Source organism: Vulcanisaeta distributa DSM 14429 (assembly GCF_000148385.1).
Classification (GTDB): domain Archaea; phylum Thermoproteota; class Thermoprotei; order Thermoproteales; family Thermocladiaceae; genus Vulcanisaeta; species Vulcanisaeta distributa.
The window spans coordinates 1,098,928-1,115,234 of sequence record NC_014537.1; the positions used below are offsets into that span (position 1 = coordinate 1,098,928).

15 protein-coding genes, 1 pseudogene and 1 CRISPR repeat array are annotated in these 16,307 nt (G+C 48.0%); of the genes and pseudogenes, 11 read left to right on the forward strand and 5 right to left on the reverse strand.

All coding sequences use genetic code 11. From position 1 onward, the window contains the following. The first annotated feature begins 76 nt into the window (after positions 1–76). Together VDIS_RS05695 and VDIS_RS05700 are read left to right on the forward strand one after the other, a co-directional pair. Complete coding sequence (locus VDIS_RS05695) at positions 77–1,126, forward strand: DNA double-strand break repair nuclease NurA (protein ID WP_013336269.1); 1,050 nt, start codon at positions 77–79, stop codon at positions 1,124–1,126. Then, the gene (locus VDIS_RS05700) at positions 1,119–2,864 is read left to right on the forward strand and encodes an ATP-binding protein (protein ID WP_013336270.1); all 1,746 of its coding nucleotides are present in this window, start codon (positions 1,119–1,121) and stop codon (positions 2,862–2,864) included. Before VDIS_RS05695 ends, VDIS_RS05700 begins: the two co-directional genes overlap by 8 nt. Here VDIS_RS05700 and VDIS_RS05705 read toward each other — a convergent pair. The 5 genes from VDIS_RS05705 to cmr4 all read right to left on the reverse strand — a co-directional run bounded on the left by VDIS_RS05705 (position 2,836) and on the right by cmr4 (position 8,158). After that, the gene (locus VDIS_RS05705) at positions 2,836–3,618 is read right to left on the reverse strand and encodes a CRISPR-associated protein (RefSeq protein ID WP_013336271.1); all 783 of its coding nucleotides are present in this window, start codon (positions 3,616–3,618) and stop codon (positions 2,836–2,838) included. The genes VDIS_RS05700 and VDIS_RS05705 overlap by 29 nt on opposite strands. Positions 3,619–3,832: 214 nt before the next feature. Continuing rightward, a CRISPR array of direct repeats spans positions 3,833–4,422; the repeat unit is 25 nt; unit sequence GAAGATTTCAATAGAATATTGAAAG. A 162-nt stretch (positions 4,423–4,584) separates the two neighbouring features. Then, positions 4,585–5,472, reverse strand: coding sequence for a type III-B CRISPR module RAMP protein Cmr6 (cmr6, locus tag VDIS_RS05710; protein ID WP_013336272.1), 888 nt, complete (start codon positions 5,470–5,472; stop codon positions 4,585–4,587). Continuing rightward, positions 5,463–6,698: a type III-B CRISPR module RAMP protein Cmr1 gene (cmr1, locus tag VDIS_RS05715; RefSeq protein WP_013336273.1), complete on the reverse strand. Its 1,236-nt coding sequence runs from the start codon at positions 6,696–6,698 to the stop codon at positions 5,463–5,465. Before cmr1 ends, cmr6 begins: the two co-directional genes overlap by 10 nt. A 9-nt stretch (positions 6,699–6,707) precedes the next feature. Beyond that, positions 6,708–7,190 carry a type III-B CRISPR module-associated protein Cmr5 gene (gene cmr5, locus VDIS_RS05720; protein ID WP_013336274.1) on the reverse strand — a complete coding sequence of 161 codons (483 nt, stop codon included), beginning with the start codon at positions 7,188–7,190 and terminating at the stop codon, positions 6,708–6,710. Beyond that, on the reverse strand, positions 7,187–8,158 hold the full coding sequence (cmr4, locus tag VDIS_RS05725; RefSeq protein WP_013336275.1) for a type III-B CRISPR module RAMP protein Cmr4: 972 nt from the start codon (positions 8,156–8,158) through the stop codon (positions 7,187–7,189). The genes cmr5 and cmr4 overlap by 4 nt, the downstream gene beginning before the upstream one ends. Positions 8,159–8,258: 100 nt before the next feature. Here cmr4 and VDIS_RS05730 point away from each other — a divergent pair, with 100 nt between their 5' ends. From VDIS_RS05730 to VDIS_RS05765, 9 genes and pseudogenes are all read left to right on the forward strand, one after another. Next, positions 8,259–11,468, forward strand: a complete 3,210-nt coding sequence (locus VDIS_RS05730; protein ID WP_013336276.1) for a type III-B CRISPR-associated protein Cas10/Cmr2 — start codon at positions 8,259–8,261, stop codon at positions 11,466–11,468. Then, positions 11,465–12,451, forward strand: coding sequence for a hypothetical protein (locus tag VDIS_RS05735; protein WP_013336277.1), 987 nt, complete (start codon positions 11,465–11,467; stop codon positions 12,449–12,451). The genes VDIS_RS05730 and VDIS_RS05735 overlap by 4 nt, the downstream gene beginning before the upstream one ends. Before the next feature lie 231 nt (positions 12,452–12,682). Beyond that, positions 12,683–13,051 carry a hypothetical protein gene (locus VDIS_RS05740; RefSeq protein ID WP_052885782.1) on the forward strand — a complete coding sequence of 123 codons (369 nt, stop codon included), beginning with the start codon at positions 12,683–12,685 and terminating at the stop codon, positions 13,049–13,051. Positions 13,052–13,064: 13 nt separating this feature from the next. Beyond that, complete coding sequence (locus VDIS_RS12830) at positions 13,065–13,226, forward strand: hypothetical protein (RefSeq protein ID WP_013336279.1); 162 nt, start codon at positions 13,065–13,067, stop codon at positions 13,224–13,226. Between the two features lie 6 nt (positions 13,227–13,232). Beyond that, on the forward strand, positions 13,233–13,520 hold the full coding sequence (locus VDIS_RS05745; protein WP_013336280.1) for a hypothetical protein: 288 nt from the start codon (positions 13,233–13,235) through the stop codon (positions 13,518–13,520). A gap of 13 nt (positions 13,521–13,533) precedes the next feature. Continuing rightward, positions 13,534–13,749: a hypothetical protein gene (locus VDIS_RS05750; protein ID WP_013336281.1), complete on the forward strand. Its 216-nt coding sequence runs from the start codon at positions 13,534–13,536 to the stop codon at positions 13,747–13,749. 745 nt (positions 13,750–14,494) lie between these two features. Next, entirely contained in the window at positions 14,495–14,887 is a 393-nt protein-coding gene (locus tag VDIS_RS05755) for a PaREP1 family protein (RefSeq protein ID WP_013336282.1), read from the forward strand. A 150-nt stretch (positions 14,888–15,037) separates the two neighbouring features. Continuing rightward, positions 15,038–15,574: pseudogene (locus VDIS_RS13025) on the forward strand (cysteine hydrolase family protein). 101 nt (positions 15,575–15,675) lie between these two features. Next, positions 15,676–16,305, forward strand: a complete 630-nt coding sequence (locus VDIS_RS05765; protein ID WP_148678257.1) for a DUF973 family protein — start codon at positions 15,676–15,678, stop codon at positions 16,303–16,305. Positions 16,306–16,307 lie beyond the last annotated feature (2 nt).

The window sequence follows — 16,307 nt, forward strand, 5'->3', positions numbered from 1 at the left end:
TGAGGTGTGGTTGGTCGAGGGCCTGCTTTGATTAGGTATAAATAATACCTGAGAAATTAGTTTGCTAATTGAGTTGATGAGGGAGGTCTTTGAGTTGGTAAGGCTTATGGAGGAGGTTGGTGGTAAGGTTGGTGATTACGTTAGTCCTGACGTTGTTGATCTTGGTGAGGGTTATGACGTTGTTAGGGTTTCCTGCGATAATGTTGATTTTGTGGTCATTGATAAGGGCGGTGTTGAGCTTGGAGATAGGTTGATTGGTGTTGATTCCCACACGTCCGTGCTTAGGTTCGCGGCATTTGACGTGCATGTAGTCACAGGCGCGCTTGTGGGTCGGGACGTCTACCTAGTGCCTGGGGTTCAGGGCGTTAGGTGGTTGGGGCTTAAGCTTAGGTTTAGGCTTGATAATGCGGATGCGCTGGATAGGTACTCTGGGATCATCTACGTTAAGTCCAGGTACCTGGGTAGGTACTTCGACGGCTCCTACAACGATGAGGCAATTAGGGATGAGGTGAGACTCCACGTTGAGTTAAGACTCATCAACATTGCCAGGGAGTTGAGTGGCTTCATCCTGATTGACGGGCCCGTATTCCCAACACCAAGGATACTGGGTATGGAGGGTAATGAGTACTCAAGCCTTTACTGGGGCTTGGTTAAGGATAGGGTTGAGGCCCTGAGGGGTTTGAGGGCCGTGGGTGTCGTTAAGAGGCTGGGCCAGAGTCACTACCTGGCCAGGTGCCTTGGGGAGGTCTATGCCGATGACTACACGCTGGCCGTTAACAAACTAACGCCATTGCTGGGCAATGGCGGAGTCGCGGCCATTGGGCCTGTGAGGATTGAGGCTGGTGATTACGGTAAGTACTGTTGGTACGTCGCCTCGAGGCTTGGTCGTAGGATTGACGTTGTTAGGGTTGAGGGGTTGAGTGAGGATGTTGTTGAGGTTGGTAGGGACTACGTTGCCCTAACAATGACCGTGGGTGGGACTGCAATGTCGATACACATAGCCGATAGGGTGGCTAGGAGGTTGAATGCCAGCGCGGTGAACCTAATATCATCCATATCCCCACTGGGCATAACGTATGAGGGCCTTGAAACGATTAGGGAGGCACTGAGTGAGTTGGGTGGTTGATGTGGTGGGTGCCAAACCCATTGATTGTAGGAGTGTCCTGGGCTACATAACGAGGCAGATGCCCAGCTCGGTAACGGCCGAGTCCGCCGTCACCTACATGATCAGTGAATGCCAGGTGGAGTTCCCCGTGGGTAAGTACCTGGTTATTGAGGGTGATGGTGTTAATTACCTGGCTAGGATATCCGAGTCGAGGATTGAGGATATTTACTCCGTAGCCAAGACCCCCGTGCTCTCCCTGGAGCAGGAGTTGAGTATGGACATTAGGTACGTGCCCAGGCTAATAGCCCTCGAACTCGTGGCTGAGTGCAGGGGTGAAACCTGCGGCGCACCGGTGACGCCACCACCAATACACGCAGTCGTCAGGGAGCCAAACCCCCAGGAGGTCTCGAAGATGTTGTCACTGCCGGTTGAGGGCATCGTGCTTGGGTCACTGGCACTACCATCCGGCGTTGTGATACCCGGTAATGAGGTCCTAATAACGAGGGATGCCCTCAAACACCACATGCTCGTTGTCGGGACCACGGGTAGCGGCAAGACGACACTACTGAAGAACCTGGCCCTCGAACTAATCACCAAGTACAAGGGCACCACGGTGATAGCCGTGGACGCGGTTGGGCATTACCACCACCTAGCCCTTAACAACGTGAGGACCAAGGTCCTAATACCCGTGACCCACGATTACGTGAGGAGGGCCATTAAGAGGGCTGGGAATGGGCGCGACGCAGTTAAGGGACTCGCTAAGGCCCTGGCGAGGGACTACATAAATGGGGTCTTCAGGTCAATGGGTATTAAGGTTGGGAGGGTTAGGGTTAAGGCGGTGATGGCTAGGTCGGGCAATAAGTATAGGCTTGTTAGTGTGGTGTTGGGCGTTGGCGGTGGTGTTGAGTTGATACCCTGGTCCCTAAGGACCAGGGACCTACTAATGAGTATTAATGAGTTGACGGGATTACTCACGGAGCAGGCTAGGATGTTCTACGGTAAGGTGATTAGGGAGGTTAGAAAGAGGATTTCGGGGTCTGGGTTGACCTTCGAGAGGATTTACGAATACCTAACAAGCCCCAGTGAGAATAGGCTGGGTGGCAGGCAGTTGCTTAATTATGAGGTGATTGCCGGTAACCTCGGGATTCACGAGAGCACTATGGAGAATATCGTCAGGGCATTACTGGCCATAATAGAGACTAGGCTCTTCGACATTGAGGTCCGCGCCGGCGTTGATTACGTGGTTAATGAAGAGCCGGATTATGGGAGCGCATTCAAGCCCGGCTACGTGGTCCTAGACCTAAGGACATCCTCAGCCCTCAGGCAGAGGATCATGGTTTATAGGGTCCTTGACAGGTTGTTTAGGTTCATGGGTGGGGAGCACCTACGTAATAGGGATAGGATGGCCGTGGTGCTTGTTGATGAGGCTCACCTGTTCTTCCCGCAGACTAGGGCTGATGAGGAGAGGAGGCTCCTGGAGAGGCACATAACGAGGATAACGAGGCTGGGTAGGAGTAGGGGGATTGCCGTTGTCTTCGCAACCCACATGCCCGACGACCTAAACGACGCAATAATACAGTTAACGAACACGAAGGTTATCCTCAGGAGTGATGAGAAAGTACTGGAGAGGCTTGGCGTACCAACCAGGGAGAGGAGGTTCCTATCCATAGCGCCAACGGGGCTTGCGTACGTCAAGGGCTTTGCCTATAGGTACCCAATATACATAGCCTTCAAGCCCCAGGCGTACCACGTCGGGTAAGGTTTAGGAACTCCCTAAACCAGGGCGCCAACTCCACGGAGTCGCCCCTCCTAACCAGGAAGCCCGACCTAACGAGGTCACTCAGTAGGTCCCTCGGCAACCCACCCAGGGCCCCACTCAACACCTTACTCACCAACTCATCATCAACCCTGAGGGGCATCCTAGGCAGCACTATTAGCCTCCCATCCACGGTTACGTATATGGGCTTTGCACCCAGGAGCCAGGCAACCATGGAAGCCATGACACTCTCCAACTTAGTACCGCCGGCAATACTCACATAGGCGTCGAAGCCCCTGGAGATGTAGTCAATGAGGTCCGAGCCAAGTGCCCTAACAAGGTTCCCCAAACCATCACTGAAATTCTCAGTCCCGAAAAACTGAACCCTCGTGTAACCATCAACCTCCACGCCTAACTCACGGGACTTAGACGTGAGGCACCTAACGAGGGCTACAGTACAGAGTTGCGAGCTCGCCGTATCCGTGGCGTAGAACTTAACCCTAATAACATCACCACCAAGCAACCTCCTAAGCAGGACAACCGAGGAACCCTCGGCACAGCACCTAACCAAGTCACCACACGCGAAGTCCCTCAACCTATTGATAAAGCCCTCATTATAGAGGTACCTAGAGAGCCTCGAGTCAGCCTCACGATCACCACCCAACACCCTCCTAACCAACTCATCACCAACAACGCTGGACACCAACGCATTCTCAAGCAAGGACAAACCAACAATAACACCAAGGAAAGCAGGCACAACCAATAATGATATAGGTAATTAAAAACCAAACCATCAGAACAAGTACGTTATTGAGTAATTGAACAATATCGTGAAAACAAGCAATACCTATCTCGTTAAAATCATCAGAACAGGGACGGATCGTGAACATTCGTAGGAATTAATGTTCCAACGAGAACCGAGAAGGGAGTGTAGGAAAAGCTTAAAAAGGACTAAATAAGCAAACGTACCGGAAGATTTCAATAGAATATTGAAAGGAAAGGATCATGTGGGTTTTCCCTGTCAATCCCGTGATGTCGGAAGATTTCAATAGAATATTGAAAGTCATTGTGAATTCCCATACCTGTGTAGCTGATGGTAATTCATATGCCGAAGATTTCAATAGAATATTGAAAGTAGATTTCTACACGGATAAGGGCGTGTTCGACACCACGAGTGAGGAAGATTTCAATAGAATATTGAAAGTAGCCTGCCAGCCATTTACACCCTCTGCCTCTATTTTCATTTTTACCTGAAGATTTCAATAGAATATTGAAAGAATAATAGCGCGGAAATTGTGGCTGTCCATGCCTTGCTGGTAAGAAGATTTCAATAGAATATTGAAAGGAATTTCATCTAAGAACAGTGGGGCCTGCATCTGATAAGTAGTAGCTAGGAAGATTTCAATAGAATATTGAAAGACGATGCCTCTCGAGGGGGCTCAGGAGAGAATGGGGAGTTGAATGAGGGAAGATTTCAATAGAATATTGAAAGCACGTATGTCGCAACGTCACCATCCCTGAAGCCACCCATAGCAGGAAGATTTCAATAGAATATTGAAAGGAGCGATAATGTTCATCTAAATCATCGGTGCGAGTCATCACATAAATTAGTTGGGGTTTCAATAGAATAAAGTATTGAAGGTAAACCTTAGTGGGCTTTGAGCTTATGGGGTTGGTTTGATTTTGTTTTTGTGATTGTTGGTTCTGTTGGGTATTGTGATGGTTATGGTTTTTGTCGTATCATTCTTCCGTAGCCCAATGCTGTCTTAGCGCCCAACCCATTATTTAGTGCCTTCATGACTATGTCGCTGATCTCCTTCACCATGCATGCCCCCTGACACTTGCTGTCCATGTACACGTACTCACCCACATCCCTCCCACCGCACTTATACCTTAGCCTGGACCTATTTATCATTACAACGACCCTAAACCCAACGCCCTTGGATATTGCTAGGAATGGTATTGGTGTTGGGTTGACCTGGGGCTCGCTTATGGCTCCCTCGCCCTCCCTGTAGTGTGGGTTTATTATGTCGAGGGTTAGTAGCCCGCCGTTAGCTGGGCAGTAGACTGGGTATGAGTCCAGAACCACTATTGGCGAAACCTCCGCTGGATTTCCCTCCTCATCTGTTGGGCTTAGGGCCCTTGAGCATGGTGTTCCCTGGGCCGCGGAGTTTATTGCGCCTTTAAGTGAAGATGATGGTATGTAGGGTAGGTTCCAGTACGGGTCCCAGGCGATCCCAGTCTCAAGGACCTCCATGTACGGGTTCCTAAGGCCTACCACGAGCCTACTAATCGTGATGTATGTCGAGTCTATCAATTCCTCATAACCCAAGGACTTAAGGGACTCCTTAACCTCGGTAATATTATCATTAACGCGCCTCAGTAACTCGCCCAGGTTATTGCATGAGTAAGCCTTGACCAAGTCCTCCATTAACCCCCTAGCCCTTTCATTGATGTATTCCCTAACATTAGTGGTTGAACTCGAGCCACCGCGACCCCGTCCCGTACCAACCCTCGTCTGAGCACCGCCGGCGCCAATCGTCTGAATCCATTTAATGAATTCACGCCTAATGTGGCTGATGACGTTAGTCTCACTGGGTCTCACGGCCATGCAGGTTTCACCCTGATTCCCTGTTTGCCCGCGTAGTCGAGGAACTCATTCAAGGCAATACATATTGCATCGACTACCAGGGACTCACTGATCGTTATTCTCTGACTACCCGCGTCCCTCCACGTAAGCTCTCTAGGCCAGTCAGCGGATAGGAAGACCGATAGGTAACTCTGATTACTATGCACGGCGAGGATCATTGGCGATGCCCTCCTACTCACGTCACTGGTTATTTCATAGCCGGTACCTCTCTGCTCCCTCGGTAAGCCGAGTATCCACGCAGCCAGCCTATTCCTTAATTTATCATTAACGGTCGGGTTGCCCATCAAGACCCTAGCCCTCTCGGGCCTAAGGAAGAAGTTATGGAGTGCCCCCAAAACCCTACTACCACCGCTCAACTCCAGAACCTGGAATGCATATAACTTACCCAACTTACACCCAATATCTCTATTCACGCATTTCGTGTACTCGGCCTTGGAAATAACGGGCATTGGTGGTAACCCGCAGTCCCTACCCCCCATAGCCTGCGCACGCCTCGGTAAATACTCACTTTTGCTGATCGTATTCTTAACGTACTTAACCACCTCATTAATCAACTCATTAATTGACCTCCTCGAATCGAACAATGAGGAGTACCTACCGTTGACTGACCTTACGTCCAAGCAACCGAGGCCCCTTCTACCGCCCTTACCGAGGCACGACAGCCTTAAGGCAAGGCTTAACGAGCCCAGGGCAGCCTTAACAGCATTATCGTCTAAGTTGCATGGGATATGCTCATTAATTGTTATGTGTGCCCTGAGCCTATCAACATACTCAACCTGCCTCCTACCAAGTGTCAGTAACCTAACCCTCTGTAGGTTAATACCACCGATTAAGCCCCCACTGGCTACTCGGGGCTGCGCCGCCTCGGTAATATCGACGCTGACTCGGAAGCATGACGCCCTAGAGCCCTCCTCACCCGCATAACCAAGCCCCAGGTCAAGCCCCACTATTTTCGAAATAAGCTCAGCCTCACGATCACTTGGCCTCCTTAAAATATCCCTATCCGGGACGCCGTGAAGTAGTCCCTGTTCGAATAAGGCACCAGCCACCAGGGCCCTCGCCCACCAGCGCCAGAGACCCTTAACCTCACTGGGCCTTATTGGGTAATCCCTATCGACCTCATTGGGGTTGGCAGACCCTGCCAGTAATGGTGTGGCTAATTCCACGTCTAACTCGACATAGGCCATTCAATCACCTCAAGGCTTCTTAATAGATGCCTCCGCAAGTCTCTTCAGCCATTCAGCAAATATTAGTAATTTATTACCTGCAAGTATCTCTGTGTTCATATCATTTAGCTGCTTTAGAATATCAGGCATGGAGTCCGCCTTAGTAATTACACCAAGCCTTACCAAGGCCTTAATGAGACAAATACCATACAACTCATACGCCTCATCACTTATACCAGCGCTCTGAACCTCCTTAAACGCATCACTTACAGCCTCTTTACTCAACGCAAAGCTTAACTTATCAAAGCCCGTCATCTTCTTATCACTTGACTTGGAAAGTATGAAGCTTAACGTGTAGTTGATACCATTATAATATAGGTAAGTGAGTCCATCATTACACCTAGACCTAAATCCTTGCCTAATCCTATCATTGTTACCAAACACGGCATTTAATGCCTCTACGCACTCAATCGCCAAATCCAACGCCTCATCTTTAGCGCGCTCCGTGTTCATGGGTACCACCAGAGCTTGACCAAGCCCTTACCTATCGTCTCCTTACCACCAAGCATTAACGCTTTAACTTTACTGCGTAATTCATTACACACGTTTTTCGGATCCTTAAACACCTTTAGTTCATCGTTAAGCTTATTATCCGGTATCCTGGTACCGCCACATATTAACCCCGATACCATGACCGTGAACTGGGGCAGGTACTCCTCCTCCCACAATGCACCACTCACGACGGTCTTTGTACCGTAATTAACCCTGATCCTCGTCTGGACTATTAGGCTTCTCCTAATGACCTCCCTAATAACATCATCACTAATGAATGCAAGCCCTGCCTGGGAAACCCTCCTCCTTAAGTCATCACTCGGTATTGCATCTAGGAAGAGCTTCATGGCCTCAGGATCAACCTTAGCCCTAAACTCCAGTTCATTAAGTACGACTTTGTCACCCATTAATACATGGCCATCACCAACAATGGCCGTGTTACCCACAGCACTCGGCCTCACTCTATCGATGAGTTTCATTAATGAATCCCTCAGTTGGTTAAGGTTGCCGTTATATTCGGCCAGGACCTCGAGGTATGTTAGGTAGTAATTGAGTAGGTGTGGTGATGTTACGTAGGTCCAAACACCCCTCAACGACCTAGCCGGTATTAGGAGGAGCCTGGCGTCTAGGAAGACCACCGAGGATGCATAGTCCGAGACCTCCTGTGACCCCGCCTCAGGGCCAAAAATAGCCTTAGCCCTCTCCTTACACGTTGTATCACCGCATCCTAACGTATAATTACTCCTAATGACTCCCTTCAACCCACTGGCCCATATGACTGGTATGTCGAATTCATCACGCTGAACTTGCAGATCAATTATCTCACCACCCCTACCCGTCCCTGGGTGCGTCGGCGTTAATGAGTAAATGAATAATAACTCTGCAACCCTCTTATTGGTTGATTGCTGCGTGGGCTGGGTCGCGCTCATTAGTTATTCCTCGATAATCACCTTTAAAGCTTTACCTGACTCCGGTAATACTTAATAATTCACCCCTCGGTAATACGGGTTAGCTAGGTGATTATTAGGGATGCAGAACGTTGCCGAGAATTACTTCAGGATTAAGCTCTGGGTCTTAATGCACGACCCACCCAACAAGGCCTGGCTAATCATTAATAAATTAAATCACGTTGATGAGGCTAAGAGAATCTATGAGGAAATATTTAGGGGCACGGTCTTCGGCGGTGGCGTGCCGGACCTAAGCCATAGTAAGGTTGTGAAGTCCGATAGGCTTGCCTCATCCTTCGATAGGTGGGTCTTCCTCAAGCCCGCCACTTCGAACTACGTGTACAGGAGGTTAATGCTCGTAAACATATTCAACCCAAGGCATAAATACGAGGGAATAACCCCGGACTATAACGCCATTGAGAATGAGGTTAATGAATATGTGAAAGACCTTAAGGAGGATATTTCAAGGTTGGTGAGGAATTATGGAAATGACCCCAGGGCCCTCTACAACTTCTTCTACGCAGCCTACGAGTCATACTGGGCAGCGCGCGGTTTACCACCGAGCCCCGCAGACACCAGGGCACCAACCCACGACGTGTTTGACCACGTCTACGCATCGGCAATGATATCCAACTGGGTCGATGATTATGGAAGGCTCGTTGGTGGCTACTACGTAATCGGTGACATACCCGGCGTTCAACACTTCATAGCATCCAGCAGGAGGTCTGGGGACCTGTGGGCGAGTAGTTGGGCGTTGTCGATGGCGGTCTGGTTAACGCTCTGGCCACTTATTTGGCGCTTTGGTCCGGACATACTGATTAGGCCCACGGCTAGGTTGAATCCGCTCTACTACGCATTCCTAGTGACGGCCCTAAGTCTCAGTGATGCAGATAGGTGTGACTCGTGCGCGGTGTTTAAGAAATTAATCCATGTACTTAATAAGAGTGAGAGGCTCGATGAGGGTTTAGAGGCTATACTCAATAGGTTGATGGGCGCCATCAGCGCATTCCTCGTTGGAACGTCTAAGGAAGTTAATAGGTTGGAACTACTTAGTGACGCACTTCAGGTCGCATTCATAGGTGAATCCTTTCAATTAATCTTACCAAGACACGCCCCGGAGGGTGTTGAACTAACTAAGGACTACATAATTAATGAGTTGAGGAGTAACTTTACTAAGGCGTTGGATTGCGTAGTTAATGAGTCCTTCGAGTTCTTAAAGGCAGATAAGCAGGAGTCTATGGAGGTGAATGAACGGCAGTCTAAGTCTAATTATGAATTTGTAATTAAATTACTTGAGAGACTAAGGGATGAGAACTTAATCAAGCTTCAGCTACCCCTTAGGATTGGTGTATTGAGCGTTGGGCCGAACTCTAATGATGATGTTAAGGTTGATAACGTGCCATGCCCATTAAGCGACGATCTCCTGAAGAAACTAGGTATTAATGATGGTGAGTGCCGTGAGATGCTTCTCTTCGACTACCTAATGGTGAGTAACGATGTTAAGAGGAAGTTACGTGATGAGGAGGGGCGTAGGCTACCCATGGCGGGTTCCTGGTTTGATAGGGACGGTTCGCCACTAATTAACCTAATCAAATATACGAGGGGTGGTAGCTGGATACCAAGCACATTAAACCCGGACGCACCAGCGGTGGTTAAGTTCGGCAAGGTCATAGACCTAAACGGTAACCTATGCTACGATCCAGACACCTCCCGCGACTTAATCCAAATCCTAAACTTAAGTAACGTAGTGAACCAACTACCTAAGGTGAGTAACCAACCCGTAATCTGCGCATTGAGTGTTGACCAGTGGTTGAAAATTCTCGGGCCAGGCCAGGGCGACTTAGCCATGAAGATAGCCACGTTAGCAAGTACCTTCAAGCCAGGGGAAGCCCTAAGTCCAACAGACCTGGCCAAGAGGGTCATATACATGGGGTTAAGAAACGTGTTTAAACTTGGTTTTGAAAGCACGGAAGACGTCGCGGCCAGGTACCTCTACTCCATAAGAGACCTACTCAGTGGGGTCTTCAATACGGGCAATTGCGGGCAAGTACTCTATTACATTAATAAGGAGCCGCCCAGGGACATTGAAGACGTATGCGTAGGCGAAACCTGCGGAAACCCCGAGGCCATTAGGAAACTAACCGAGGACTGCCTTGATCAAGCTCTAAGTAACGTTAACCTAGTTAGGGATGTTTACGGTAAGCTTGTTAATGAGTCCATAGTGGACGACGTATGCGGCGCTATTAATGATGGTGAAGCCAAGGTGGTGTGTATGACTAATATTGTTGGGAGGTTCCTGATGTTCCACTTCACGTACGCCATAGTGAGGGGTGATGGAGACTCAATCGGTGACATACATAATGGCATACTCCCTAACTACTTCAATGAGTTAAGGAACCTCTATACAAACATGCTTAATGATAAAGGGAACGTTGATGGTGACGTTAAAGAGTTTAGCGATGATATTAATAAGCAAATCGACTTACTTAAGGAGATTGAGCAGTCCCCATACTTCACCGTTATTAAGAATGGTAAGAAGTTACAGAGGATCCCAGTATCACCTGCCTATAAATTTGCGATAACCAGGTCACTTACCGTGACCTCACTCAAAGCCCTCTACGCAGCCATGAGCATGAACGCCATGCCGATCTACATGGGCGGTGATGACGTGGCCGCGTTAGCGCCCATCGAGGCGGCGCTTAAGCTCGTTGGGAGTGCCAGGAGGATTTACTGGGGCTTGGATGGGGATGTCGCCTTCTTCCATAGGGCCGGCCAATACGTGGTACCTGCCCTGGCGGCCTACGGGCAGAGTTACTCGATCAGGTTCACGCACATTCTCGATATATTCTCCACGGAATACGTGGAGGCCGGCGAGGTCCTTGAGAAACACGCTAAGGAGACTAAGTGGGCGTCCTTCAATAAGGATTCCATGGTTGTAAGTAGTTCGAGGACTAGTGGGGTCTCGGTACTGCCAATTAGGCCGATTGATGGACGTACGATTAGGGGTATTGAGGACTTGAGGAGGGTCATGAGTTACCTGTACTCAGGCCTACTAAGCACCACAACCCCCAATGACTTTGAAAGGTTTAAGGACGCCTACGATAAGGCTAAGGAGCAGGGTAAGGCTGGTTTAACGGAGGATATCGTTAGGCACGTTATCGGCAATAACACTAGGCTCGACTTAGTGATCGATGACTTAACGTCGCGCATGGTTGATGGTTTAAGGACGTATGGGTATGATTATGCAAGTAATTTAATAAACGTGATTAACATACTGAGGCGATTGCCATGACCCTTAGGCTATTGATAAAGCCAATAGAGGCGCCCCACCTGACCAGGGGCATGGTTGGTGGCATTGACGTGATTAGCACCACTTACGCGCTTCACGCGCCATTGCTGAGCACGGTGGTCGGCCTATTGGCTAATGTATACTGCGAGGCAACGGGTAATACCTCCATCTGCAATCTGCAGGGGTTGACTAATTGCCTTGACTCTTTGAAGAAGGCTAGGGAGGAGATGGGGCTAGACATGCTGTGGGGACCCTTAGTGGTTGTCAATAATAAGCGTTACTTCATCGCCGAGGATAAGCTGGTGCCCATTGATAAGACTAAGGATTACGCAGACAGGGTGGTTAATATGGATTGTGCGGAGGATTGCCTAGATGAACTCCTAGGCAATGAGCAGTTCAGATTTGGGGTGATTGAGAAGGCTGGCATAGCTATTGATAGGGAGAGGTTCACGGGCACCGTTAAGCCGGGCTTCATGTATAGGCAGAGGTTCACCTGGCTATATAGGATCCACGTCACTAAGGATGAACGTGAGACTAGGCGTGAACGTAGAGATGCGGTGGAGGGTTGGGGCTACGAATACGTTGTCAAGGTAAAGAACGAGGACGTGCTTAAGGGCACTAGATACATTATGAGGTTTGGCGGTGAGGGTAGGCAGGCAATTGTCGAGGTAACCGCGGGTGGTGACGTGGATCAGGGAGGGGACTACGGCATTGTCCTAAGCCCCGTGATATTCACGGGGGATGCGCCATTCGTGAACGTCCAAAGTATCGATAACGATATTGAGCTGGTCTACGGACTCCTAACCAATGGTGGTGTTAAGCAGAGGGTGTCTACGGCATCCCTAGGCTTTAGCGAAGCAGCCAGGTGCAGGAGGCCCATATACCCAGCCATACCGCTAGGTACGGTGATTAGGCTAAGGGCGCCTAGGACTCATGTAGGTCTATTCACTGAGTTCGGTTATGGATCGATACTCACGGTTAAGTGATGGCGCATCTTATCTATTACCATGTCGGCTAAGGTCAATAACCACGTAAACCCATGTTCTTACTAATCCTTCACGTTAACTAACCTGGCGTAGTTAAGTTAGCACACCTTAATCTCAACTCATCATTAAGGCTAAATTAGTATCATTAAAGATTAAATAAGGGAGATTCGAACAATGTTGATGTGAGGCTTGAGATTCAGAACTATGGCCCAATTAAGAGTTTGGTGGTTAATGGGGATCCATACTGGGAGCCTAGCGGGTTTGAACTTCATACTTGGGATGCCTGGTTCTGGGAAGACGATGCTTGCCTGGGCCCTCTACGTGGAGCCAGCCCTAATGACCATTGAGGCATATAGGGCATCAATGGGCTTACCGCGCAGGTGTGATGACGCTGTCAGTAACTTCAGTAAGGTATTTGATGAAATACTTGCAGAGCAGGTTACTAATGTCCTGGTGCCAAGCACGTTAAGTATTGGTAGTTTAGTCAATGATATTCTCAATAGGCTCTCGGTGACTGTAATGGGGATTACAGCCACCATTGGTCAGGTGATTGAGCTTGCTAAGACCCTATGGAATTACAAGGGAGTTACGTGGGATTAATCACGTCTTAATAATGCATGATGACTTGGATAGGTGGTTCGCGTCTGGAGGTATTGGGCGTGGTGTGGTTCAGGAATTAATCACGATGTACGCTGGCGAGTCTGAGAGTAAGCCTTTGGGTGAGGCTCCATGGGGTGATAAGTACGTTAAGGTGTTCATATCGATTAGTGATTAATCAGCAATGGAGTTGGCGTGGAAATACCGAGGCAAGGGTGGTTTAATGCCAATGCTTCTTTGGAATCTGCCACGTGATGCCTTCTTTGACGTCGTTCATGAAGTTAGGAGGCAGTTAATGGGTGGTGCCGATGTAGGGTTTGATATGCTTTGCCAGCTACTTGGTGGTAATGTTAGGGCATTGATGGACCTGGCGATGAACTATGGGTGGGACCTAAGGACTTGGTTAAGGAATGTCGTAAATCACATAAGGGACTTAATGTATAGGGAGGTGGTAATCCTCAATTTTACCTGACGTATCCGCGCTGATGGCTCGGATTAGGCCTAGGATGGGTGAGCCAAGACCCGACGATTTAATGTACGGCGCTTTATTAAGTAGGGAACCACTCATTGAGGATAACGTGTTAATATGCGTCATTGGTAGGTCACTATCACAATTACCAGGTGAGGAGTGGGTGGGTAATGACCACGCATATCAACTGCCCGCCTATTACTGGGTCCTTAAGGCAATGGTTAATAAGTAGTCGATAAGTATCACGGGTGAGGAGGTAATCAATGAATTAATGAAGTATCTACGTAAATAATTATTCCGTAATTTCATGGTAAACACCCTACGAACAACAACGTATAACTACGTGAGGGTTCCCTATCACCACTATCCATCGGCTTCGCCGGCTCATTTTAGCCATGATGGGATAATTGAAAGTAAAGAGTACATTTGGAATTTATAGCATATTGTTACGGCGTAAGTTCTTATGGAATTCATGAGGCATGTCTAGGCCCCATCTCGGTAATTCAATGTTTTGTTGATTAATTAGTATTAATGGTGGCACAGCCCACGTTAATTCCATTAATGATGCTTATTGTCGCTGAATCATTATTGTTTTAGTAATAATTTTCATCATTGCATATCACGTATTTGATTTATCAACTACACTTCTCCGGCGATTAAAGTCACTCCGTACTTAAATAATGTCTTAGTTATAATAATTGCCTACGGATAGGCTTATCGTGAACTTATCAATGGCCAATATATGCGTTGTTTATGTAATGTAGTCATGAGAATTAACGACTCTGTATACAAGCCATGAGAATAAGACTCTTCCTATTAATGGTAGTTATACGGACGCACTCTCTACGCACTGAAGGAGTTATTGATTAGATAAGCATATTCAGCGTTGATTATTATGGTATTATGGTGGTAAGCTATTAGTAATGTGGCTCTCTAGGTTTTAAAGATTTATAAACGTTCATATTGATAAGTTTGATATGGATACGGCATTTAATGAGACCAGGGCAAGGGAGCATGCTGGGTTGGCAATAGCCATGTTTAGTGAGGGTCTCAATCTTATTAGTAAGGGTGATATTATTCAATCGAGTGAGAAGCTTTACAAGGCTGTGGAGGAGGCTATCAAGGCATTAGCCATCGCCAAAAACCTCGATGAGGCCAGGGAAGCCCTAGAGAAGGGCAGATGGACCGTGAGCCTATTGGATAGGGCAGCCATTAAGTTGGGCGACGGTGTTAGGCAAGCATGGGCTGAGGCCTACTTCCTACATGTGAATGGCTTTCATGAGGTAAGAATTGGAATTGACGAGGTTAGGGCTAGGATACCAATTATTCAAGAACTGATTAATGAGGTTAAGAGGGAATTTGCTATTTAGGGTAATAATTGACGTACTTGATTATGCAGAATTAGTCGCGCCTTAACTATCTTGTCCTTAGCATTTTTGCAGGTTTTGCCCTATAAGAAATATTAACCATGTGATGTCTACGTGACTAGGCCTATGAAACCGGCTTTAATTGTGATAGATATGAATAAGGACTTCGTGTATGGAAAGTTGGGTAATGAAAGGGCGAGGAACCTAGTACCTAGGCTTAAGAAGCTAATAGAGAGTGCCAGGGAGAAGGGGGTGCCTATTATTTACGTTGGCGATGCCCACCTACCCACTGATCCAGAGATGAGGATTTGGGGCGAACACTCAATGAAAGGTACGGAGGGTGCTCAGGTAGTTGATGAATTGAGGCCGAGGGAGGGTGATTACGTGTTTGAGAAGAGGACGTATAGCGCATTTTTATGAGACCGGCTTAGATTTGCTCCTGAGGTCCCTGGGCGTGGACACTGTAATCCTCACCGGCTTCACACCAATATATGCGTTAGGCACACAGCGGCTGACGCGTTCTTCAGGGGTTATAGGATAATCGTGCCTAGCGATACCGTGGATGCGTTTACGGAGAAGGAGCACGTGGAGGGTCTTGATTACCTGAGGAGGGTTTATGGGGCGGAGGTCATGAGTTCCGACGAGGCCATAAAGCTAATAAGGTCTGGGCAGAGTATGCCAACTGCATGATAATAAACTCCGCTTTACTAATATTTAACGAATAACGAAATAAATTTATTAAAGTAATTATTCTTTGAGACAGTTATTAATGGCTAATGCGTGATGTAGCTATGGATAGGGAAAAGCTGGAGCTGATTTATAATGGAGTCACCAGGATTCAGGAGGGTATGTATATAGGTATTGGGCTTGGCTTAATGTACGGCGTTACGTCCCTGGTATTAAACTTCCTGGGCCTTACATCGGTTGGTCTCATGATACGTGGTTATGGAATACTTCAGATAGCTGAGGTGGCGATTGGTGTGCCAGTACTCTATTATTATATGTACAGGGGATTCAATGAGTTGGTAAGGGCTGATAGGGCGAGGTATGGTATCGGTATGCTGGGCATTAAGGTACTGCTTTTAATTAGTCCGTTACTTCTTGCTGAGGGTCTTTATCTAGCCCTCGTTAATCAGTCACCCGTGACATTCCTCTTACTTCGTGTTGTGAATAGTATTATTGCATTGGTGCTGTACGTGTTAGTGCTGATTGCGCTTTATAGGCTTGGCTCGGAATTTGATGCCGACAGATTAAAAGTTGGTGTGGTCATGACCATTGTGACTGTGTTCATATTGATGTTGCCGAATGTTATAGCAGCTATAATAGGGATTGTGGGTGTGATGCTTATGCTTATGGGCTTGGGCGATGTTAAGAGGGCTATTGAGAGGGAGCTAGGTATTGGTAGTCAAGGATCGCCTTAATG